The organism is Pseudomonadota bacterium (assembly GCA_039033415.1).
Lineage (GTDB): Bacteria > Pseudomonadota > Gammaproteobacteria > Xanthomonadales > SZUA-38 > JANQOZ01.
Genome location: JBCCCR010000012.1, coordinates 1 through 21,976, shown reverse-complemented (window position 1 = coordinate 21,976; position 21,976 = coordinate 1). Strand labels below are relative to the sequence as shown.

Below are 21,976 nucleotides of genomic sequence, written 5' to 3'. Positions count from 1 at the left end.
AACAACTCATAATAAATGAGTCAACCTCATTTTGTGACAGGGTCAGACAGAAACCGTGAAAAATCCATTCGAAACCGAGGAGCGAGCGGCATTTCGCGACACCGTGTGGCGCTTTGTGGCGCAGGAAATCACGCCCTTTGTGGATCAATGGGAAGAGGCCGGTGCAATTCCCTGGGAGCTTCACCAGAAGATCGGCGCCCTCGGCGTCTTTGGCTTTGCCGTTGACGAGACTTACGGTGGTCTGGGCTTTGACGATGCGTTCATGCGAGCCGCCTGGGCGGAGGAAATCGCCAAATGTGGCGCTACCGGTGTCGGTGCCGCGCTTGGTGGACGCGTTATCTCGATTGGCCCGATCCACACGCTGGCCTCCGAATCGGTGAAGCAACAGCTTCTCCCAGACATCGTTTCGGGCCACGTTGGCTCCTCGCTGGCGATCACCGAACCCTCCGGAGGCTCCGACGTCGCGAACATTCAGACCTCGGCTCAGCGCGACGGCGGGGAGTACGTCATCAACGGCAGCAAGACTTTCATCACCGGCGGCATGAACTCCGATCATTTCGTGGTTGCTGCCCGAACCGGAGGCGAAGGGCTGACGGGCATCTCACTATTTTTGGTGAATGTTGAGACACCTGGCTTCAGTCGCACTGAAATGGGTAAGAAAATGGGCTGGTGGTGCTCAGACCAGGCGACGCTCTATTTCGACAACTGTCGCGTGCCGGCGGAGAGTCTGCTCGGAGACGAAAACCGCGGTTTCATCGCCATCATGAATAACTTCAACATGGAGCGACTGTTCATGGCGGCGCAGGCGCTCGGCATGATGAAAGTGCTGATCGACGAATCGCTGGCGTGGGCTCGCGAACGGAAAACCTTCGGCAAACACCTGATCGAACATCAGGTCATTCGCCACAAGCTATCAGAGATGTCCGCGAGGGCTGACGTCGTTGAGTCCTACATCCAGCACATCTGCTGGGCGGTAAATGAAGGTGACCTGCCAATCGCCGAAATCTGCAAAGCCAAGTTCTTCTCGACTAAGGCCTTGGAGTTTTGCGCCAGCGAGGCCATGCAGATTTTAGGAGGCGCCGGGTACCTCCGCGGCAATCCCGTTGAACGGCTTTACCGTGAGGTGAAGGTCATGGCGATTGGCGGCGGCTCCGAAGAGATCATGCGTGATCTCGCGGCCCGGCAGATGGGGCTCTAGCGATGGCCGACGCTCAAGTACAGCAAACTAAAACCCGCCGGCAACGCCTCGAAGAACGCGAAGCGGCCATTGTTGCCGTTGCTCACGATGCGTTTGTCAAAAACGGCTTTGAAGGCACAAAGATGGCCGATATTGCCCGGCTAGCGGGTGTGGCTGAGGGAACCGTCTATCTGTATTTCAAGAACAAAAACGCACTCTTGCTGGCGGTCATCGGCCGGTTTTACCAGGAGCTAACAAGAGGGGCCGAGGATGGAATCAAAGACACAAAAGACACGTACGCGCGTCTCACGTTTCTCGCCAACCACCACATCGAACGCTGCCTGGCCGACTGGCGGATCCTGGAGCTGATGATCGCTCGCTTTCGTGAGGTCAGCGAATACCAGAGCGACATGCCGTACGAGTACAACAAATCCTACGTCGCCGTTTTTGATCGCGTCGTTCGTGCCGCCATCCATAAGAGGGAGCTCCGGGACGACGTACCCCACTGGATCATCCGCGATCTGTTTTTCGGCTCGCTCGAATACGCCATGCGCACGCACATACTAAAGAACGCGCCCGACGACGAAATCCAAGTCATCGTCACCAACGTGATTGACCTGCTGCAGCGGGGAGTTGGCGCCAAACCGGCTCAATCAACGGCGACGGACGCGATCGCTCCGATCGTGGACAGACTCGAGAGGGTCGCCGACCGGCTGGATGCCGTTGGCTAGTTCTGCCGACAACGAGACTAAACGCGGCTAAGCGGCTCGCTCCCCGACAATCTGTTGTCCGAAATTCCGGATGGAAGTGATGAGTCGGTCCAGATCAGAGTTTTCGGTTCGATGGTTAGTGATACAAACCCGAATGGCGAAGCTCTCGTCGATCACCGTATGGGACGGTACGGCCGTGCCGCTCTCCTGAATACGCAGCAGAATTTCCTGATTGAGCTCATTCAATTCTGCTTCACTTAGCCGGTTGTCGAGAAAGCGAAGGCAAACAACGTTGAGCGACACCGGTGCCAGGAGTTCGATTTCTGGGGCTGATCTCGCCTTTCGTTCCAGATAGCGGGCCTGGGAAATATTTTTGGAGATTGCACGCCCGATTCGAGACACCCCCTGCTCTTTGAGCGACATCCAAACTTTGAGTGCGCGAAAGCTTCGGGAAAGCTGGATGCCCTTGTCGGCAAAGTAGGTTGTGCCAACCGCTAAGCCGCGAGAGGTGGGAGAAAGATACGACGCGCTTTGCCCGAACGCTTCGTTTTGGGCCTCAGGATTTTTGGTCAACACGCACCCCACGTCGTACGGCATGTAGCCCCATTTATGCAGATCGAAGGCAATGGAATCCGCCAGCGCCTGATCTTCAACGAGAAAGCGGGCGTCTTCAGCCCAAGCCGCCAGGGTTCCGAATGCACCATCGATGTGAAACCACAAATCAAACCGATCCGCGAGGTTTCTGATAGCGACGAGGTCATCGATTGCTCCGGTATTCACCGATCCAACGGTTCCAAGAATACAAAACGGTTTGTCTCCGCGCGCGATATCGGCCTCAATCATCTGTCGACACGCGGCCAAGTTCATCTGGAAGTGTTCGTTTACGGGTACAGCCCGAAAAGAATCGCGACCAAGACCCATCAGTTCGCAGGCCCGGTAAATCCAGCTGTGGGTTTCAACGCTGCCGTACACACGAAGCCGTTGCGACCCCATCCCCTGCAGACCGTCTCGCCGAATGTCGAAGCCCGCTTTTTCGTGCCTTGCGACAGCTAATCCGTTCAGGTTCGCCATCGTCCCGCCGGTAACCAGAAGACCCGACGAGTCTTTCGGAAAGCCGACCAGCTCAGCCAGCCAGGAGATCACCTTGCGCTCGACAACCCCGGCAGACTGATCATAACCGGCCACGTGAGCATTCATGGTCGCCATCAGCGCATCGGCAATCACGCCGGTGAACGTCCCGGTCCCCATAACCCAACCGAAAAATCCTGGATGTAGGTTCCCCGTGGGATAAGGAAGGATGTTTTCTTTGAACTCCTGATACACCTCTCCAAGGGGTGCACCCTCGAGGGGCAAATCCTGGTCAAGCGCTTGTTTGACGTGTTCGGGAACCGACTGCCAGGCAGGTCTTTCTCTGATCGTCTCCAGGTAGTCAACAATATCGTCGACAACCTGATGAGCCACCCGACGGGCTTCATGCCAGTCACTCGGATCGAGCGAGTCGTGTTTGACGCCGGATACAGGGATTGGCATTAGCTTTCTTCCTTGAGCAAGTGAGGGATTTGCAGCAGCGTTTCCGACAGTGCCTTCCAGTTTTCCGGACCCAAGGCACCCACAACGCTTGCCTGGGCGGCGTCCCAGTTCGGGGCGGCCGCGTGCATGAGCGCCCTGCCCTCGCGGGTCACGGCAGCGAGCTTGGTTCGACCTTTTGGCGCGGCGGTGAGCTCGACCGCTCCGGCCTCAACCAAGGGCGCAATCGTCCGGTACAAGGACGTCCGTTCCATCACCAGTTCATCCGCCAATCGCGACAACGGCGTTTCTCCGTTGCGGTCCAACGCGCGGAGAATCGCAAATTGCGTAATGGATACGCCCGACCCATCCATAGCGTGTTCATAAAAGCGAAACAGCGCTCGATTGGCTTTTCGCACGGTTGTGCAGGCACAAGGTAGGTTCATCCTTAGATTCTATACGGTGTATCTGCATGATGTAAATACATCAATTATAATTGGCTGGCAAATCGACCGGGACTTTCTTCATAATGCGGATATGCAGCCAATCGACGAACAGGTTTGGTCGGTAAATTCCAGCTACCGTCGAACCAAGCGGGTGCCGATGCGAATCCTATTTGCTTTGTTGCTCGTTGGGCTCTCGCTCGCTGTTTCGGCAAACGGCAGCGGCAACCTGCTCGTCAATGCCAGCTTTACGGGCTCCTATCAGGGCTGGGGAAACCCCTACATTCTGCCGCCCGACCCCCGGCGTTTGGACTACTCGCGAGACATTGGCTCCGGCTCCGTCGAGCTGATCGCCTGGCGCCCTATTGGGGGAGGGCGGTATATCGTTTTAACTCAGTGTGTGAACATCGAGCCGGAGACCTCTTTGGAATATGGTGCCAGCGTCTATGTCCCGGCCCACGAAACCGAGGGCAATACTCGCGGCTTGGTCAACCTGAATGCCTTTACCCAGCCCGAATGCCGAGTGGACACCCGATCGAGGTCAGAATTTCCCAGCGTCGCCACCGAAGGAGCCGGCGAGTATTGGCAGAAACTGCGCGGTCGATTTGATGCGGGTCCGGATATTCGATCGGTCGAAGTGCTCCTGCTGGTGTCTAAAGACGAGGGAGTAGCAGAGCCTCGTTCCGTGTTTGCTGATGACGTTTACCTTCGGCAAATTGCGGAGACCGATCGGACACCTCCGCCCAACACCGGTCTGTGGTGGAACCCCACAAGACCTGGAAGCGGTGTGACCATCGACCGCCAGGGAGACATGGTCACCGCCGCGGTATACGGATTTGATCAGAACGGACAGGCTCAATGGCTGGTCGGTAGTGGACAGCTTCAGGACAGCGTCGTCGTCGCACCGCTTTTTTCGGCGACAGACGGCGCGTGCTTCAACTGCCCGTTTCAGTCGCCTGAGCTCACGGCACAACAGGTGGCAACGTTTGAGTTCACGTCTTCGGACTCAGCCAGGATGCGCCTTGGCTTAGAGCCGGCAGTTCCGATTCGTTCATTTTGGTTTGCAACCGATACGATTGAGCTTGGTGAAGTCGACCCACAGCTCGGTGCGCCGCTGCTACCGGACTTATCAGGACGCTGGGTTTTCGCCTCACCCCACGACAACGAGCAAAGCACTTTCGTCCAAATCTACGACGTAGCTTGCTGCTTCGATCCTCCTGCAGAAGCTTCCCCAAGCATCGTGCTCACAATGACGTTCACCCAGGTAGAAACCGGCGAGGAATTGCAGCTTGCTTGCATCGACGATGACGACACAATCGCCGTACCCTTCTGCGCCCTGGTGGACGACCCAGCAATACCCGTAGACCTATGGCAGCCCATATTCTCTTTCCACGCACGAGACATTGGCATCAACAGAATCACGGCTTCATCGGATGGCCCGGTACGGGCAGCAGAAAACGTTATTCGTGGTTCACGTACCATCTATGGATATCGAATCCCATGATGAGAACTAGAACGGTTGTAATTTTGGGAACTCTCCTCGCGGCAACGACAGCGCTAGCTGAAACCGAACCTACGTGCGACGTCGATATGGCAGAAATGCTCTCGCTGAACCAGCGAGATTTCGACCAGGATCCAAATATCGGTTGGCGACAGCTGTATCAGCAACCGGGTTGTCGAACCGCTGCGGCTAATCTGATCAGAGCCTATATCAACGCAAACGGTGAGGAAGGAATCATGATGACCTTTCACGAAGGTCAGATGAGGGCCATGGGTGGCGACACACAGCCGGCGATCGCCCTGCTGGAACGTACCTACACACCGGCAAACAAGCCCGATCGATACGGATGGAATTACTACGTTGACGCAACCATCGCCTTCCTTAGACGCGACAAGGCGCGCCTTCGAAACGCCCGGGCACAACTAACCGCTGTCCCGCGCCCTGAGAACTTCGATCCTGTCGATTCTTTCGGGAAGCCGATCGAAATCAGGTGGCCGCCAAACCTCAACGTCGTCGACGGACTTCTCAAGTGCTTTGAGCATAGCTATGACTATGCTGTTCACAATTGCTCATCGTCCTTCAAAGAGAAAAAAGCAGACTGATGGATTGACGAGCCCCGTCGGCGTTCCTCTGGCTCAGAGGTAATGGCACGTAATTATGCATAATGCGAAACGACTCGATGGACGTGTGCCGCGGGTAACAACCGCCTGGTCTTTTTGGGGGAAAAGAGTCGACGCAAACGTCTTGAAGTCCATCGGGCCCGACCGACGGATTGACCGCCGCTATGCGACACTTTCTCTTAATAGGAATGTTGTTGACCCATTCCTGCCTCGTTTCCGCTCAGCCGTCGTTTATTGTTGGAAGTACTGCCAGCACGGATGACACAGAGTTTTCGCTTTCGCTTCATTTCGACGACGGGGCCATGGACGTGCGCCGAGCAGCGGCGTCACTGCGATACGACCCCAGACGGATTCAGCCAGCCAACGACTGCAGTTTTTTTTTGACCCGGGACGTTGGTGAAAGTCGGCTCATTTGTGTCGATTACCCAGATCAAGGACTAATTGAAGTAACTATCAACCTCTTCGCAAATGAACCCACCCAGATTTTATCGGGACCACTCGGAGAGTTGAGATTCACTTCAGCACACTTTAGACCTGCTTTAGCGTTCCGGCCGCCGACTTCCGTTCAGGTATTAGATACAACTTTCCTCGGCGCCAATGACATTGGAATCGTCGAGGGCGAGTCCACCGATGGCTTCGTTTACCTTTTCAACGACTGGCCAAGAGATGATGGCGAGCGCAACGAAGGAGCACGGTTCCCAATTTTCACGCCATTCGAGGGTGTTTCGAGACAAGTCCTTGGAGGCAGCGCGGTTGTCCCGCTGACTTTTCACTCCCCGAACGATGTCGACTGGATCGCGCTTCCGGGCCATAGAATTGGCCGATACAAAATCACAAGAAATGTTGACACAGCCGGCTTTCGAGTAGCGACCTTTGACATGGGGAGGCGAATTGATGATCCGTCGCTGACACCAGAACAGGTAATTGACCTTTGCGAGACAGGCGATGAAAACACTTGGATAGAGGCGGAATCTCGAAGCTCGTTACTCTTGCGCGTCGAACCTTGCGTTTGGTCGGAACCAACCGTCTATGTGATTACGATCGAAGACGAGACCTTCCGAATGCGTGCTAGTGAACAAGAGGTAACGTTCAGTGGCGGCGTAAGACGAATGCCGCGTCAACCCATAGCGGTGATTCTTAAAGACTCGGATGGCACTGCGTCCTATTCCGACCCGTTGACGGGCTTCATGGATCTAGTCTCCCGCCGAGAAATTTCATCCATCGAAATCATCTCTGCCGATTACCTGCTGCAAGACGCGCTTTTGAGTCGTTCGCCGTCAATAAGCATCGGACCATTTCCAATTCCCGTTTCCGGGCAGGTGATGCAGGTTTCGCCAGGTTCTTATTCCGGGAACCCTTATCTAGTGGTCAACGTGAATCTTCCCGATCCCATATTCAAAAATTCGTTTGAATCAACGGGCCAGAATTAATGACCATTTCACGCCACTGCAAAAAGAAGCGACTGCTCAAAGGCTGACGTCCGCATCAACAACCGCGGTTGCCGATGCCGGTTACTTTGCCTCGGGTTGTTCTTTCAAGTTAGACCATCGCGGCAGCCATCTCAGCATTTATTTGAGAGCGTGTGGCATGGCTATTTCGGCAAATATAGCGTCCGCGGGTTGGCAATCCGAGGCCGGTGGGTGATCATGCAGCGTCGCCCAAAAAGGGACGCAGTGGCTTCTCAGAGCCAACGACCCGAATCCGTAACCCAATCCAACTTTGGCCATTGACATGTCGCACACACAAAAACTCACTTCACTCGTTTTGCTTCTCGTGTTTCTTCTCGCCGGCTGTTCGTCAGAACCCGAAGCGGTTGGCGAAACCGCAGAACCCGAAACGGCTGAGGATGCTGCAGAGACCGAGCAGGAACTGGTCGCGCGAGCACTCGAAATCCACGATCGCATTCTCACGCTGGATACCCATGCCGACACGCCGCTGCGGATGATCGAGCCGGGCTTTGACATGGCCGAGCGGCATGATCCGCGGGAAACTGGGTCGAAGGTGGACTATCCGCGCATGAAAGAGGGCGGACTCGACGCAATCTTTCTCGCCGCCTTTGTTGCTCAGGACATCCGTGATGATGACGGCAACAGCCGGGCGAAGGCCCTGGTTCTGCAGATGATCGACGCCGTGACCGAGTCCGCAGCGCAAAATTCTTCGATGGCTGGGCTGGCACTGACACCGGAGGATGCCTATGAGCTAGAGAAGGCCGGCAAGCGGGCCATCTACCTGGGCATCGAAAACGGCTATCCCGTCGGCAACGATATCGCCAACGTGGAGCTTTACTACGACAAAGGCGTCCGATACATCACGCTCGTACATTCGAGCAACAACGACCTGGCGGACTCGGCCACCGATTCCAAGGGCCCAGAGCACGGCGGTATCAGTGAGCTGGGCGAGCAGGTTGTTCAGGAAATGAATCGTCTGGGCATCATGGTTGATGTTTCCCACGGCAGCGATGAGGTGTTCTACGACGCGATTGCCATGTCCAAGGCGCCCATTATCGCGAGTCACTCCAATGCGCGCGCCCTGGTGGACAATCAGCGCAACATGACCGACGAGATGCTAAAGCTCATGGCGGAAAACGGCGGCGTGGTCCAGCTGACAATGCTGTCTGACTATCTGCGTACACCTCCGGACAACCCCGAGCGCAAGGCAGCCCTTGAGGAGCTTCGCGCGAACATGAAGCCGGCGAGCGAAATGACCATGGAAGAACGGAAAGCCATGAGGCAGGCCTTCAATGAGATCAACGAAAAATACCCCAACCCATCGGCAACCGTACAGAATGCGGTAGATCACATTGATCATATCGTTGAGGTCGCCGGCATTGACCACGTTGGCATTGGCTGCGATTTCGATGGCGGTGGCGGGATCGACGGCGTGTTCGATGCCAGTGAGGTTATGAACATCACGATCGAACTGGTTCGCCGGGGCTATACCGAAGAGCAGATCGAAAAAATCTGGAGCGGCAATCTGATGCGGGTCTTTCGCGAGGTACGGGCAGTCGCCGACGAAATGCAGGCCGACGCGTCGGCGTGATCCGGCATGCTAAAGGCGATCACTCGATGTCTTTTGCTGTGCGTCCTGCTCGGGCCGCACGCTGGGGCTGGCGCCCATCCCCTGAAACTCTCGCTAAGCGAAATCGAGTATTCGTCAACGCTGCGGCTGTTGACCATTAGCCTCAGGCTGTTTTTGACTGACGTAAACGAGGCGTTGGTTTTCGATCCTGACAGTAATCTGCTGGCGTTTTGTGAGCCCAACGAGGCGCCCAACGCCGAGGGAATGCTGCTCGACTACCTCAGCGGGTTTTTCTACGTCAGGATCAACGGAGAAAACGTCCAGCTGAGTATCAAACGCAAAAGGCTGAGCGGCGAAGGCGGAAATACCGCGCTGGAAGTGGTCTTTGAGCAGCAGTTAGACCCGCCGATTACCTCTATGGAAATTAAAAACGCGGTTTTCACTGACCTGTTCTACGATCAGAGCAACATTGTGTATGTACATGTGGACAACGACTCGAGGAGCCTGATGCTCAACAAAGAGACGCCTGTGCACCAGCTCACTTTTTGATATGCATCCATTTGCCTTTTATCTGCAGCTTGGCTTTGAACATATCTCCGATCTGAGCGGGTTCGACCACATTCTGTTCCTGATTGCGCTTTGCGCCGTGTATCGGATGGAGCAGTGGAAAAGCATCATTATCCTGGTGACGGCCTTCACCGTCGGGCATAGCATCACGCTCGCGCTGGCGTCGCTTGAGGCGGTGACCATTCCGTCAGACATCATCGAGTTCCTTATCCCGACAACCATTCTGCTCACCGCGATTCACAACGTGGTTCGGCGCCCGGCAAACGGCCCGTCAAAGATGGGGCCGACCTACGCCATGGCGCTGTTTTTTGGGTTGATCCACGGCATGGGCTTTTCGAACTACTTTCGAGCGCTGCTGATGGGCGACTCCTCTGTTGCCATACCGCTCCTTGCGTTCAATGTTGGCATCGAGCTGGGTCAGCTGCTAGTGGTCGCGTTCATTGTTGGTACCGCGTATCTGTTCCTCAACGTTTTTAGCGTCAAGCATCGCGAGTGGAATCTGTTTATCTCCGGCGCCGCAGCGGGCATTGCCGCCATGCTGATGGTCGAGACTCGATTCTGGTGATTCACCCTGGCCTCTGAAGAAATTTGGCTGGCGTGGCCAGCCCGAACGCCTTAGTTTTTCCGGCAAAGATAGGCAAACACGTCGTCTACCATGGCCTCGCAGCGTTTCAGCTCGGCGGGGTCAATAAATTCATTGGGCTGGTGAGCCTGATTGATCGAGCCCGGTCCGCAGACCACGCTGCTGATGCCGGCCCGCTGAAAGCTGCCGGCCTCGGTGGCAAACGACACCGCCCCCGAACCCCCTTCCCGCACGCCGGCCAACCCTTGTACCCAGGTATCAGCGCGGGCCGCCGGATCAGGCATGAGCGGCTGCACGCGAGCCAACGATGTGGTTTCAATGGTTGCCTCCGGCGCAAATTCCCGCAGGTCCGGGAGCACCCGCTGCTCGATGAATTGATTCATCGCGTTGAGGATGTCGTCCGGGCCCTCATCCGGCAGCCCGCGATATTCCCAGACAAACTCACAGTGGCTGGGAAGGATGTTGGCGGCCGTACCTCCCTGAATGGTGCCGACCTGCACCGTGGTCCAAGGCGGTTCGCAGCCGGAGCTGGAGCCTTGAGCGCGACGCTGGCGACCAAGCGAATCCAGGTGCTCCATGATACGAGCCGCGGCCAATATGGCGCCGGCGCCCCGATGGGGCTGACTGGAGTGCGCCGCCTTTCCGGTGACCACGGTGCGGAAGGTGTTCAGCGACTTGTGGACCCGAACGATCTGCATCGTGGTGGGTTCACCAATAATCGCAAAGTCCGGCTTTGCAAATGCGTCCAGCGCGTCATCAACCATGCGATCGATGCCGAGACAGCCGACCTCTTCATCATAGGAGAGGGCTAGGTAAAGCGGGCGTTCCAACGCCGACCGATCCAGTTCTGCCAGGCGCGACAAAAACACCGCGGAGAAGCCTTTCATGTCGGAGCTGCCCCGGCCATACAGGAGCCCATCGCGCTCGGTGAGCTTAAACGGTTCTGTATGCCAGTCCTGATCATCGATCGGCACGACGTCCGTGTGTCCGGAAAGCACAACACCACCTGGCACGTCTGGGCCGATAGCCGCAAACAGGTTGGCCTTGTCGCCGTCATCATTCCAGGTACGACGGCAGCGGGCCCCGAATGCGCCGAGATAATCTTCCACCCAGTCGATGAGCGGCAGGTTGGAATCGCGCGAAACGGTCGGAAAAGCAACCAGACGGGCGAGCATGTCGATGGAATTCAGCGAGGACATGGTTTTACTCCGGTAAAGCCGAGCCAACGTCTTGCGGCTCAGAGAACGGGTTTACATACGCTTCGATCCGGTCGGGATCTTCGGCCGGGGTCAGCAGCGACACCACAATAAGCACGGGCACGTGAACAAGCAGTCCAAAAATGCCTTCGTGCATGTCGATAGGTTTCAGCTCCGGCACAAAAAAGCACGTGAGAGCGGTTGCGCCCCCCGCGACCAGCCCCGCAATGACGCCGGGCGTCGTGGCTCGCCGCCAGAACAGGGCAGCAACAACCGGCGGCGCAAGCTGGGCAATAATGCCGTAAGACGTAAGGAGCAGCACAACCAGCGATGCGCCCTCCGAGACAGCAAAGAAGTACGACACCGCACCGGCAACAACAATCAGGAGGCGAATCAGCTGGCGCTGCTGCGCCACGCTTAAGTGGGCGAACGGCCGGATGCCGTCTTCCACCGCCACCGAGGCGGTTGCGTGCATCAGCGCGTCCCCCGTCGACATCGAGGCGGAAAGCGCTCCGGCGCAGAACAGGCCCACCACCACAACCGGCAGGTCCACGTTCAGGATCAGGTACGGCAGGATGAAGTCCGGCTGATCCAGCGTTTCCACAAACAGTACGCCGGCGAAGCCGATGAGGAACACCGGCACCAAAAAGAGCTGAAAGGTCGGGAACCAGACCACCGTTTGCCGAATGATGCGCTCGCTGCGGGCGGTGAAAGCCTTCATAAACAGATGCGGCCACATGGTGATCCCGATGGCGCTGACCAGGATAGCGCTGCTGTAGCCGGCCCAGCTCCAGGGCTCGCCGTTCGCCCCCAGGCCCGGCAGCTCCAGCAACTCGGGGCGCTCGAGAGCAATGGCGTCGAACATCGGCCCGACTCCGCCATACAGGGCAAAAGGGAGGTACAGGCCAAGCGACCAGGCGATCACAACCATAAACACGCCCTGCAGCGTGTTGGTCCAGCCGACAGCCGCAACGCCGCTTACAAGCACGTAGATCAGCACAATGCCGTACGCGATCGCTGCGCCGAGCCAGAGAGGCACATGCCCCTCGGTGACCGCTTCGATCACGATGCCGGCGCCGCGCATCTGCAGGGTGATGTACGGGATCAACGCAGCGACGCTGATAAGGGCAATCAGAACGGACAGCCATCGGGAGCGAAAGCGACCGGTCAAAAACTGAGCCTGGGTGACCTGCCCCAGCTGACGCCCAATCCGTGCGACCCTCGGCCCAATCGCGTACCAGGGCAACATACCCAGCACGCCGTAGGACAGGATATAAAATGCGGCAGCGCCCCGTGAGTAGGCCCAGCCCGGCCCGCCCAGAAAGGCAAAAGCGGAAAAGACGGTGGCGCCGGTGACAAAGTACATCACCAGAAACCCAAAGTTTCGATCGCCCGCGACAAAGCCGTCAACCGTCGAAGACGTTCCGCGACCGGCGCGCAGCCCCACCCAAAGGGTCAGCGCCAGATAAGCAAGGATCAGGGAACTCACCACCACCCACTGGGGCATCAGCCGTCTTCCTCCCGCCGCTCAAAATAGTCAAGCAGCAGCAGCATGATCCAGCCGACGACAATCCATCCCACCGGCCACGCCATCGAAAGCGGAAGGCCTAGGAAGCGAGGATCAGCTTGTCTAAAAAACTTAAGGACAGGCCAAGTGACGGCCAGCAGGTTAAGCAGGAAAACCGCCACTGTGAGGCGGCGAATCCAGATCGTCTTTGCGCTACGGGGCCGTTTCAAACCCTTTCCTTGTAACCTTGGGGACGGGCAGTATAAACGTTCGTGGCAAGCCGTCTGCTCACAGAACCACGAAGACAATCGTTGTAATTGCCGGCACAGGCGCCCTACACTCTCCAGACCCGTTTGTAGGCCCGGCGCACCAACCGCGTCGCTCGGTCATCGCAACCTGACACCGCAGAGGAACAATCACCATGTGTGATGAGAACACCATCAAAGAATCCGACGAATACCTTGGCAAACTGTCTCGCCGCGAGTTCACTGCGCTCGCCGCCGGCAGCGCGATGGCCATGATGCTGCCCCGCGCCGCCAACGCGCTGGCGGTCACCAGCACCGACGTGGAAATCGAGACGCCGGACGGCGTTTGTGACGCGCTGTTTGTCCATCCAGCTGAAGGTCAACACCCTGCGGTGCTGATGTGGCCCGACATTCTCGCCCTGCGCCCGGCGTTCCGGAAAATGGCGACTCGCCTCGCCGAAAGCGGTTACGCCGTGCTTTGCGTCAACCCGTACTATCGCGACGCCAAGTCGCCGGTAGTGGCGGAAGGTGAAAGCTTTGGCGACCAGGCAACGCGTGAGAAAGTCATGCCGATGTACCGCAACCTGTCAGCGCAAACGCATCAGACCGACGCCAAGGCTTTTGTCGCCTGGCTCGACGAACAGTCACCCGTCGACACCGGCCGCAAAGTTGGCACGATGGGTTACTGCATGGGTGGTCCGATTATTATGCGTACGGCCGCAGCGGTACCCGATCGCATCGGAGCTGCAGGCTCTTACCACGGCGGCGGCCTCGTGACCGACCGGCCCGACAGCCCGCATCTGCTCATCCCGCAGATGAAAGCCCAGCTGCTGATCGCGGTGGCCGACAACGACGATGAGCGCGACCCGCAAGCAAAAAAGGTCTTGCGCGAAGAGTTCGCGAAAAATGGGCTGAAGGCCGAAATCGAGGTTTACGAGGGTGCCATGCACGGCTGGTGTGTGCTCGACTCGCGAGTTTACAACCATGACCCAGCCGAAAAGGCCTGGGCGCGAACGCTGGCGATGTTTGAGCGAGCGCTCTAGCCTGCAACGTCACGACGGGTTTCCGGCTCGGAAACCCGTCGGTACAACCGAACTATCGACTGGCGATCGGTCTGCTCAATGCTCGGGCACAACCACCGCTGGCCCGGCCTGTTGACTGTAGGCTGAGACGTCTTCCTCGATCATCTTTTCCCAGGATTCCATCGCCTCTTGCCACTGTGCTTCCAGGTCAGCCAAACGATCCCGCTGCCCCTGCGTGACTCCCAGCACCGCAGCATCCACCTGGGTATATAAGTTGGACAGAAACGCGTCCAGCTTGGCGGCGAAGTTCAGCACGTCCTGGTTGTTGGTGCGCTGCGGGGTGCTGACGCCGTTCTGCCACGCTTCCAGCTTCTCCAGCACCGCTGCCGCAGCCTCCGCCTGATCGTTGTCGTCTGCCTTCTTGGCAAGCCTCTGGCGCAGCTCAACCTGCTCTTTTATCGCCAGCAGCGTGTCGATGCGCTCGTACAAGCCCTCCAGCATGCCGTAAATCTTCGACAACATGACCTGCTGCTCAGTGATCGCATCCTCGTCGTAGTCGTTGATCGGGTCCCAAAGCACCTGAACGCTGGCTTCGCGTACTTCCTCACCCACCGTCAGCCGCAGTCCGTAGGTGCCGGGCCCGACAACGTGCCCGCTGAATGACTTGGCGCCTCGCGCCGCGCCGAATAAAAATCGATAGTCGATTTCGGGGGTCGCTTTCCGCCGCAAATCCCATACCGCACGATTGCTGCCTTTTTCCGCAGGCAGCGCGTAAGCAACACCGCGGCCTCCGCCCTCCACGCCTCTTTCGGTCTCGGTCGTGAGGGTCCGGATCACTTTGCCATCGTCATCGAGGATTTCGAGCTTTACGGTCTCCTCAGCCAGATCGAGCTCATCGGGTAGTGAGTAATAGATGACCGCACCTGCCGGTGCGCTAGGCGCATAGTTCTCGCCGCCGCTGGGTCGCCCGCGAGTGGGGGTGAGGCGGTAAGCGGCCCTCGGGTCGTACAGGTGCACGGAGGTTTGCTGGGCTGCGGCATGCTGCCGCAGCGGGCTGATGTCATCGATCACCCAGAAGCCTCTCCCCTGAGTCGACAGTACCAGATCACCGCGGCGAACCATCAGATCCGTTACCGGCACAACGGGCAAATTGAGCTGAAGCGACTGCCAGTCCTCACCGGCATTAAAGGACACGTAAATGCCGCGCTCCATCCCGGCAAACAGCAGCCCCTCCCGCTGCGGGTCCTCGCGCACGACCCGGGCGAAGTGTTCCTGCGGGAGGTTGTCGCTGATCCGCTTCCAGCTGCGCCCATAGTTGGCCGTTCGGTATAAATAAGGCTTGTTGTCACCCTCCTTGTATTTCATCACCGTAACGTAAGTGACCGCCGGGTCGTGCGGCGACACGTCGATGGCGTTGATCAGACCGCGACCCACGCCACGCGGCGTGACATCGTCCCAGGTCTCTCCGCCGTTACGCGTGATATGGAGGAGCCCATCGTCGGTGCCGGCCCACAACGTGGACGCTTCGTGCGGACTTTCCTCGAGCGCAAAGATCGTGTTGTACACCTCAATATTTTCGTTGGTATATGGGCCCGACCCCGGCCCCTGTTTGTCCGCTTCGTTGCGGGTAAGGTCCGGGCTGACGGTACGCCAGCTGTAGCCGCGATCCTCAGAGCGAAGGACCACGTTGCCGGCATGGTAGATCACAGCGCTGTTGTGCTCGGACACGTGGATCGGCGCGTTCCAGTTGAATCGCAGCTTCTGATCTTTGGCCTCGACGCCAAGCCCAAGCTCTTCGTACGCTTTGACCGATCGCGCCGTACGGGTGACGGTGTCAAATTCCTGAATCAGACCCAGGTAGCAGCCCGCGTAGGTGTACCTCGGGTCGTCTGCGTCAAACGCCACGTGGGCGCTCTCGCAGCCGCCTTGAATCTCCCAGTCGTCGCGGCCGATGCCGCCGTCGCGCGAGCGACTTCGGATAGCCACCGTCGAGTTATCCTGCTGCCCCCCGTAGATCCGGTACTCAAATAGATTGTCCGTATTCACTCGATAAAACTGCGCCGTCGGCTGGTTGTCCTGCCGGGACCAGCTTGCGCCCCCGTCGAAGGAGACGTTGGCGCCGCCGTCGTTGGCATTGATCATCCGCTTGGAGTCCTGCGGGCTGATCCACAGGTAGTGGTTATCGCCGTGTGGCACGGGCACGTTGGCAAAACTCTTACCGCCGTCCACCGACTTGAGCAGCGGCGCGTTCAACACGTACACGGTGTCGGCGTCACTCGGATCAGCAAAGATGTGCATGTAGTACCACGATCGCGCGCGAAGGACTCGTGCCTTGTTGACCTGCTTCCAGGAATCGCCGCCATCGTCGGATCGGTAGAGGCCACCCTTGTCTCCCTCGGCCTCCACAATGGCCCAGACCAGACCTGGCCTGGCCGGTGAAGCGGCGACACCGATCTTGCCCATACCGTCTGGCAGGCCGTCGCTAAGCCGTTCCCAGGCTTCGCCACCGTCAACGGTGCGCCAGATGCCACTGCCTGGCCCTCCCGAGCGCAGCGCCCACGGAGTACGCTGGTTGTCCCACAAGGCGGCATAGAGAATGCGCGGATTCTGCATATCCAGCGCCAGGTCGACGGCGCCCGTCGATTCGTTTTCGGGAGTCAGCACCCGTCGCCAGGTAGCACCACCGTCGCTGCTCTTGAAGATACCCCCGTCATCCGCGGGTCGGTACGCGTTGCCCTGCGCCGCAACCCAAACCGTGTCGGGGTCATTCGGATGAACACGGATCTCGCCGATTTGCTTAACGTCGCGGAATCCCACGTGGACCCAGCTTTCGCCGGCATCAGTAGACCGGTAAACCCCATCCCCCTGCGACGAGGCGATGTTACGAAAGGGCGACTCACCCATGCCGACATAAACGACATTCGGATCCGAGGGTGCCACCGCGATGGCGCCCACCGCCGCCGTGCCAAAATCATCGTCCGACACCGCACGCCAGCTGGCGCCAGCGTTGGTGGTTTTCCACACGCCGCCGGTGGCCCCCATGTAGTAAGTATGAGGATTCTGGGGTACGCCAACCGCCACCGTCGCGCGACCACCGCGAAACGGGCCGACCATGCGAGCCTCGATACCGTCGAAGAACGACCGGTCTTCGTTGGCAAAAGCTGACGGAAAACCGGCAAGGGACTGCGCGAGCACCAGACTCGCAAGCGAAAAAATGAATCTCATGAAGGGTCGCCTAAGTGGATCGGTTGACCGCCTAAACTGACAGCCAACTTCGGATTGCCAGGCAGTATAGATTGCCGCCGGGGACTCACCAAACGGCGCAGCCCAGAACGGTCGTTAACAAGCGTTTGCCGTAAGGAGTTATTGACCGGCAGTAGAAAACTTCTGGAAGTCGGCAGCGATCCCCTCCAGCGCCAGATCGAACAGCTTCTTACCCGCCTCGGGGTTTGCGAGCGACGGGTTAGAACCGATTCGCCCGTCCGGAAAGCGGCGTCGATAGTCGGCGGCGTCGTAAATTGGGCCGTTCGGGGCAATCGGCGGGTTCATCTCGGCCGTCTTGCGGCTGTCGGGGTAGGCGTACTGCGTGAGCGATACCTCCCCGCAGGTCGCATGGCTGCCGTCGGCATCCCCAAACAGCGATCGGCTCAGCGCCATCACGCCGTTGGCCTCCCACCAGTTTCGCAGAATGCAGCGAATGCCACCCGGTGCCCCCGGCTGCTCCCCGAGACTCGTTTGCGCGTATAGCTCAGAAAACGCGGCGGTGACGGTCGCCACGTTGCCGCCGTGACCATTCAGGAAATAGAAACGTCGGAAACCGTGCTGGACCAGGGAGTTGACCGTATCGCGGATGACTAGAATCAGCGTCGACGGTTTCAGCGTGATCGATCCAGGAAACCCCAGATGGTGCTGCGCCATACCGACCGAAATGGTCGGTGCGATGAGCGCGCCTGTCTGTTTCCCCAGCTCTAGCGCGAGGGCCTCTGGACACAGCGCATCGGTGCCGATGAGGCCATTGGGCCCATGTTGCTCGGTCGAACCGATGGGCAACACGATGGCGTGGCTGCCCTTGAGATAACCCTCGACCTCCGGCCAGGTGCTGAACCTGAGCTCCATGATGAGATTCCTTGTGCAAACGCCGGGTTCGGCGACGGGAAAAGATTCTACCTCGGATGCGTCTGTTCAAGCGGTGGAATCGACGCAAACCCGACATGACGCTGTGCTAGGCTGCTCGCCGGTTTCCCCTCATCGGTCACACTGAATGCCTATGCCAGCCACAGCGCTATTCGGACTGAAACGTCGAGTCTCGGCGTTCCTAGCGATTATGGTGCTCGCAGGATGCAGTCCGCAGGAGACGTCGAACGTCAAAGGCGCCAACCCCAGCTCCGAATCATCGTCGGTCACCGTCATGACCTTCAACGTCGAGAACCTGTTCAACACGACGCATGACGCCGGCAAAGACGACTACACCTACCTGCCCGTCAGTCGCAAGCGCACCGCCGAACACGTGACACGCTGCAATACGATCGAAGTCGAACGCTGGCGAAACGACTGCCTAGGGCTCGACTGGAGCGAAGAGGCTGTTGAGTTCAAGCTTCGACAGCTTGGAAAGACCATTCTTCAGATCAACGACGGCAAGGGACCGGACATTCTTGCGCTGCAGGAAGTCGAAAACATCGAGATCCTGACCCGTCTGTCTCAGGAGTATCTCCAAGCGGCCGGGTACGGCAAGCCGATTCTCATCGAAGGCCAGGACCTGCGGGGCATCGACGTTGCATTTTTAAGCCGACTCCCGCTGGCCACAGAACCGGTGCTGCACGCCTTCGATGCACCCGCTTTTCCCGACAGGATCAAGGATACGCGCGGGGTACTCGAGGCGACCTTCCAGCTTCCCGGTGGCGGCCGATTGACGGGCTTTTGTGTGCATTTCCCGGCACCGTTCCACCCCATCGAGATGCGGGAAGTGGCCTACGATCACCTCAACACACTCCGATCCCGTGTCCCGGCAGATCAGCCCGTGTTTGCGGCCGGGGATTTCAATACGCCGGCTCGCGAAATGACGGGCACCTCGATCATGGACGACCGGGTTCGACCCTTTTGGACCGTCGCCCACGAGGCTGATTGCGAGGGCTGCCTGGGCACCAACTATTGGTCGCGCGGCCAAACCTGGTCGTTTCTCGACATGATCTTGTTCTCCGAGAGCGAAGCGGAAAACGGATGGCATATGCCAAAGGGTGGCGTTTTTATTGCCAACGGTTACGGAGACCAGCTCAACCCCGACGGCACGGTGAATCGGTTTAACCTGGAGAACCGCCGTGGCGTGTCTGACCACCTGCCGCTGGTCATGACGCTCACGAGGGCTAAACGCCATTAGCGATTGGCCAAGAGTTGGGCGTCCGTGGCCACTGTGCGCGACCTTGAGCCGCGCGGCGAGCCGGTCGCCTAAGGAGAAGTAGCCTCGGTAAGCGTGAACACCGAGACGCGATTTGACGTTCCGGCACCGCCAGCCTCGGTGGCACCGCCGACCACATAAATGGCGTCACCCAGCGTCACCGCGCCCAGCCCGTGACGCGGCACGGGCATGTCGCTGACGTGCCGCCACCTGTCCGTCTCGGGCGTGTATTCCCAAACCTCTTCATACACGCCGCCGCCGTTGTCGAAATACTCGCCGCCGAATACATAAATCTTGCCGTGCAGCGCCGCAGCGGCGAGACCACCCTGCGCCTGAGGCAGCGGCGCTTTACGGGTCCAGCTGTTTGCTTCGAGATCGTAAAGTTCGTGGGTCGGCAGATTGCCACCGGCAACGGTGCGCCCGGCAATGACGTGCCAGGCGCCCCCCAGGCGGACGCCCGACGCACTGTTGCGTGCTACATCAAGAGCCGGCGCAGGAGCCCAGGAACCGGTCGTCGGATCATAAATCCGATGTTCAGCAACATCGATCTGATCGCCCCAGCGAGCGTTCTGCGACCCCCTTGGGGATCTGCCGCTAGCCAGGTGAATCTTGTGCTTAAGAACGACCGCCAGGGTTTCCGCCTGGGGGCTCGGCATACTCCCAATTTTTTCCCAGGAAGACCCACCATCGACCAGGCGGAGTACGTCACTGCTGTTATGCCAGCGACCACCATCGCGGGCGATGAACCCACCGAAGGCGTAGATGGCGTCTTCGTACGACACCAAAAAGGGATGATGCCGAGGCTCAGGGAGAGACGGTGCGGCAACCCACCGGTCGAGCTCCGGGTCATAGGCCCAGACCTGATCAGAAATGTTCATTTGCTGCTCGGGCACATCCGGGCTTAAGCCGCCGGCCACGTAGATTTTGCCCTGATGGACTACCGGGTAGATTTCCTGCACCCGGTAGGGCAGCGGCGCGGCGGCTGACCAGGTTATTTGACTGCTCTCCTCAGCGGCGGAGAAACCTGTCAGTCCGAACACAAACGCCAAGGCCAAAATCCCCTGAGCGGCTTTGCCTGACGAGATCACGAAACCCAACCGAGTAGATCGCAGGGTCCGGCGGCGCTACTCATAGAGTTCAACCACCACCTCGATTTCTGTGGCAAAACCCACGGGCAGCGACTGCATCCCCACGGCTGACCGGGCGTGTTTACCCTTTTCACCGAACACTTCGACGATCAAGTCCGAAAATCCGTTGATCACCGCGGAGTGCTGAGTGAAATCTTCGGTCGCGTTTACCATGCCCAGCACCTTCACAAATCGCTTGATGCGGTCGAGATCGCCAAGCTCGTGCTTCAGGCTGGAAAGCAGCGCAATGCCCGACAGACGAGCCGCCTGAGCGCCCTCCTCGACCGTCAGGGCGTCGCCGAGTCGTCCGATCAGGTACGTCCCGTCAGCCCGCTTCGGGCCGTGTCCCGCCGTAAACGCCAGGTTTCCTGCCTGCACGACGTAGACAAACTGGTTGGTGGGTTCCACATATGGGTAGAGTTCGATTCCCATCGCCTGAAGCTTCGCTTCCACGTCAGCGGTGGCCGCCATTGGAAGCAGCAGGCAGAAAATCATGGGCAGCAAGAGCAGTCGATTCATCGTTTTCTCAGCGGGTTCGCGGTCGGGTCTCTTACCCGACGTTGTAGTAGGTCGGTGACGCTGGCCCAACCGGTAGGCCGAGGACAAATGTCCACAGAAAGAAAAACACCGACCAGAAAATGAGAAACGCCACGGAATACGGCAGCATCATGGCGATCAGAGTCCCGACACCTGCCTTGGGTTGGTACCTGGCGACAAAAGCCATGATCAACCCGAAGTAGCTCATCATGGGGGTGATGATGTTGGTGCTGGAGTCACCGATTCGGTAAGCCGACTGGATCACTTCGGGGGCATACCCAAGCAGCATGAGCATCGGCACAAAAATGGGGGCAGTGACCGCCCACTGCGCGGACGCGGAACCCAACATCAGATTGATAAACGCGCACACCAGGATAAAAAGAAAGAAGAGCAGCGGACCGGTCAGCCCGATACCCTGTAGAAAGTTCGCACCGGTCACGGCCGTTATGGCACCGAGATTCGTCCAGCCAAAGAACTTGACGAACTGGGCGGCAAAGAAGACCAGGGCGATATAGAGCCCGAGCGTGCTCATAGCGTGCGCCATGGCGTTGATCACATCTCGGTCGGAGTTGATGGTCCCGACGGTACGGCCGTAGACAACGCCCACCATCAGAAAATACACAAAAATAATCGCGACAATACCTTTCAAAAACGGTGAACCAGCGACGGCGCCCGTCGCCTGATTTCGAAGTATCGCGCCTTCCGGAACGACCATCAGGGCAATCACGCCAGCGAACAGCAGCGTCGCCCAGAGTGACCGCCACAGGCCTTTCTTCTCTTTTGGCGTCAGCGCCTCCATGCGGTGTGAATCGTCGTCCATCCCCT

General features: G+C 58.5%; 20 protein-coding genes. 10 read left to right on the top strand and 10 right to left on the bottom strand.

Annotation, left to right across the window (positions count from 1 at the left end; all coding sequences use genetic code 11):
• The first annotated feature begins 55 nt into the window (after positions 1-55).
• Together AAF358_11400 and AAF358_11395 are read left to right on the top strand one after the other, a co-directional pair.
• Positions 56-1,198 carry an acyl-CoA dehydrogenase family protein gene (locus AAF358_11400; GenBank protein ID MEM7706153.1) on the top strand — a complete coding sequence of 381 codons (1,143 nt, stop codon included), beginning with the start codon at positions 56-58 and terminating at the stop codon, positions 1,196-1,198.
• Positions 1,199-1,200: 2 nt separating this feature from the next.
• Positions 1,201-1,908: a TetR/AcrR family transcriptional regulator gene (locus AAF358_11395; GenBank protein MEM7706152.1), complete on the top strand. Its 708-nt coding sequence runs from the start codon at positions 1,201-1,203 to the stop codon at positions 1,906-1,908.
• A 27-nt stretch (positions 1,909-1,935) separates the two neighbouring features.
• On the opposite strand, the gene AAF358_11390 is transcribed toward AAF358_11395, so the two are convergent.
• Both AAF358_11390 and AAF358_11385 read right to left on the bottom strand, forming a co-directional pair.
• Complete coding sequence (locus tag AAF358_11390) at positions 1,936-3,417, bottom strand: pyridoxal-dependent decarboxylase (GenBank protein ID MEM7706151.1); 1,482 nt, start codon at positions 3,415-3,417, stop codon at positions 1,936-1,938.
• Complete coding sequence (locus tag AAF358_11385; protein MEM7706150.1) at positions 3,417-3,812, bottom strand: MarR family winged helix-turn-helix transcriptional regulator; 396 nt, start codon at positions 3,810-3,812, stop codon at positions 3,417-3,419. Before AAF358_11385 ends, AAF358_11390 begins: the two co-directional genes overlap by 1 nt.
• Here AAF358_11385 and AAF358_11380 point away from each other — a divergent pair.
• From AAF358_11380 to AAF358_11355, 6 genes are all read left to right on the top strand, one after another.
• Positions 3,799-5,340, top strand: coding sequence for a hypothetical protein (locus tag AAF358_11380; GenBank protein MEM7706149.1), 1,542 nt, complete (start codon positions 3,799-3,801; stop codon positions 5,338-5,340). The genes AAF358_11385 and AAF358_11380 overlap by 14 nt on opposite strands.
• A gap of 86 nt (positions 5,341-5,426) precedes the next feature.
• Complete coding sequence (locus tag AAF358_11375) at positions 5,427-5,939, top strand: hypothetical protein (GenBank protein MEM7706148.1); 513 nt, start codon at positions 5,427-5,429, stop codon at positions 5,937-5,939.
• Between the two features lie 212 nt (positions 5,940-6,151).
• A complete protein-coding gene (locus tag AAF358_11370) occupies positions 6,152-7,387 on the top strand; it encodes a hypothetical protein (GenBank protein MEM7706147.1) in 1,236 nt (411 codons plus the stop codon).
• A gap of 301 nt (positions 7,388-7,688) precedes the next feature.
• Positions 7,689-8,996: a dipeptidase gene (locus AAF358_11365; protein MEM7706146.1), complete on the top strand. Its 1,308-nt coding sequence runs from the start codon at positions 7,689-7,691 to the stop codon at positions 8,994-8,996.
• Positions 8,997-9,002: 6 nt separating this feature from the next.
• Positions 9,003-9,524, top strand: a complete 522-nt coding sequence (locus AAF358_11360) for a DUF6702 family protein (GenBank protein MEM7706145.1) — start codon at positions 9,003-9,005, stop codon at positions 9,522-9,524.
• Between the two features lies 1 nt (position 9,525).
• The gene (locus AAF358_11355; protein MEM7706144.1) at positions 9,526-10,107 is read left to right on the top strand and encodes a HupE/UreJ family protein; all 582 of its coding nucleotides are present in this window, start codon (positions 9,526-9,528) and stop codon (positions 10,105-10,107) included.
• Between the two features lie 50 nt (positions 10,108-10,157).
• Here the strand turns inward: AAF358_11355 and argE are convergent, their stop codons facing one another.
• Genes argE through AAF358_11340 form a run of 3 tightly spaced genes read right to left on the bottom strand, consistent with a single transcriptional unit; the run spans position 10,158 to position 13,058 of the window.
• On the bottom strand, positions 10,158-11,324 hold the full coding sequence (gene argE, locus AAF358_11350) for an acetylornithine deacetylase (protein ID MEM7706143.1): 1,167 nt from the start codon (positions 11,322-11,324) through the stop codon (positions 10,158-10,160).
• A 4-nt stretch (positions 11,325-11,328) separates the two neighbouring features.
• Positions 11,329-12,828 (bottom strand): sodium:solute symporter family protein, encoded by a 1,500-nt coding sequence (locus AAF358_11345; protein MEM7706142.1) that lies wholly within the window; start codon positions 12,826-12,828, stop codon positions 11,329-11,331.
• Positions 12,828-13,058, bottom strand: coding sequence for a hypothetical protein (locus AAF358_11340; protein ID MEM7706141.1), 231 nt, complete (start codon positions 13,056-13,058; stop codon positions 12,828-12,830). Before AAF358_11340 ends, AAF358_11345 begins: the two co-directional genes overlap by 1 nt.
• 191 nt (positions 13,059-13,249) lie before the next feature.
• Here AAF358_11340 and AAF358_11335 point away from each other — a divergent pair, with 191 nt between their 5' ends.
• Positions 13,250-14,116 (top strand): dienelactone hydrolase family protein, encoded by an 867-nt coding sequence (locus tag AAF358_11335; GenBank protein MEM7706140.1) that lies wholly within the window; start codon positions 13,250-13,252, stop codon positions 14,114-14,116.
• A 75-nt stretch (positions 14,117-14,191) separates the two neighbouring features.
• On the opposite strand, the gene AAF358_11330 is transcribed toward AAF358_11335, so the two are convergent.
• Complete coding sequence (locus AAF358_11330; protein MEM7706139.1) at positions 14,192-17,320, bottom strand: hypothetical protein; 3,129 nt, start codon at positions 17,318-17,320, stop codon at positions 14,192-14,194.
• Positions 17,321-17,458: 138 nt separating this feature from the next.
• Positions 17,459-18,211 carry a creatininase family protein gene (locus AAF358_11325; protein MEM7706138.1) on the bottom strand — a complete coding sequence of 251 codons (753 nt, stop codon included), beginning with the start codon at positions 18,209-18,211 and terminating at the stop codon, positions 17,459-17,461.
• Positions 18,212-18,362: 151 nt separating this feature from the next.
• Here AAF358_11325 and AAF358_11320 point away from each other — a divergent pair, with 151 nt between their 5' ends.
• Positions 18,363-19,469: an endonuclease/exonuclease/phosphatase family protein gene (locus tag AAF358_11320; GenBank protein MEM7706137.1), complete on the top strand. Its 1,107-nt coding sequence runs from the start codon at positions 18,363-18,365 to the stop codon at positions 19,467-19,469.
• 68 nt (positions 19,470-19,537) lie between these two features.
• Here the strand turns inward: AAF358_11320 and AAF358_11315 are convergent, their stop codons facing one another.
• The 3 genes from AAF358_11315 to AAF358_11305 all read right to left on the bottom strand — a co-directional run.
• Positions 19,538-20,527, bottom strand: a complete 990-nt coding sequence (locus AAF358_11315; GenBank protein MEM7706136.1) for a kelch repeat-containing protein — start codon at positions 20,525-20,527, stop codon at positions 19,538-19,540.
• 84 nt (positions 20,528-20,611) lie between these two features.
• Positions 20,612-21,133, bottom strand: coding sequence for a RidA family protein (locus AAF358_11310; GenBank protein MEM7706135.1), 522 nt, complete (start codon positions 21,131-21,133; stop codon positions 20,612-20,614).
• A gap of 31 nt (positions 21,134-21,164) precedes the next feature.
• On the bottom strand, positions 21,165-21,976 hold an 812-nt coding region (locus tag AAF358_11305; protein ID MEM7706134.1), incomplete at its 5' end, for an AbgT family transporter.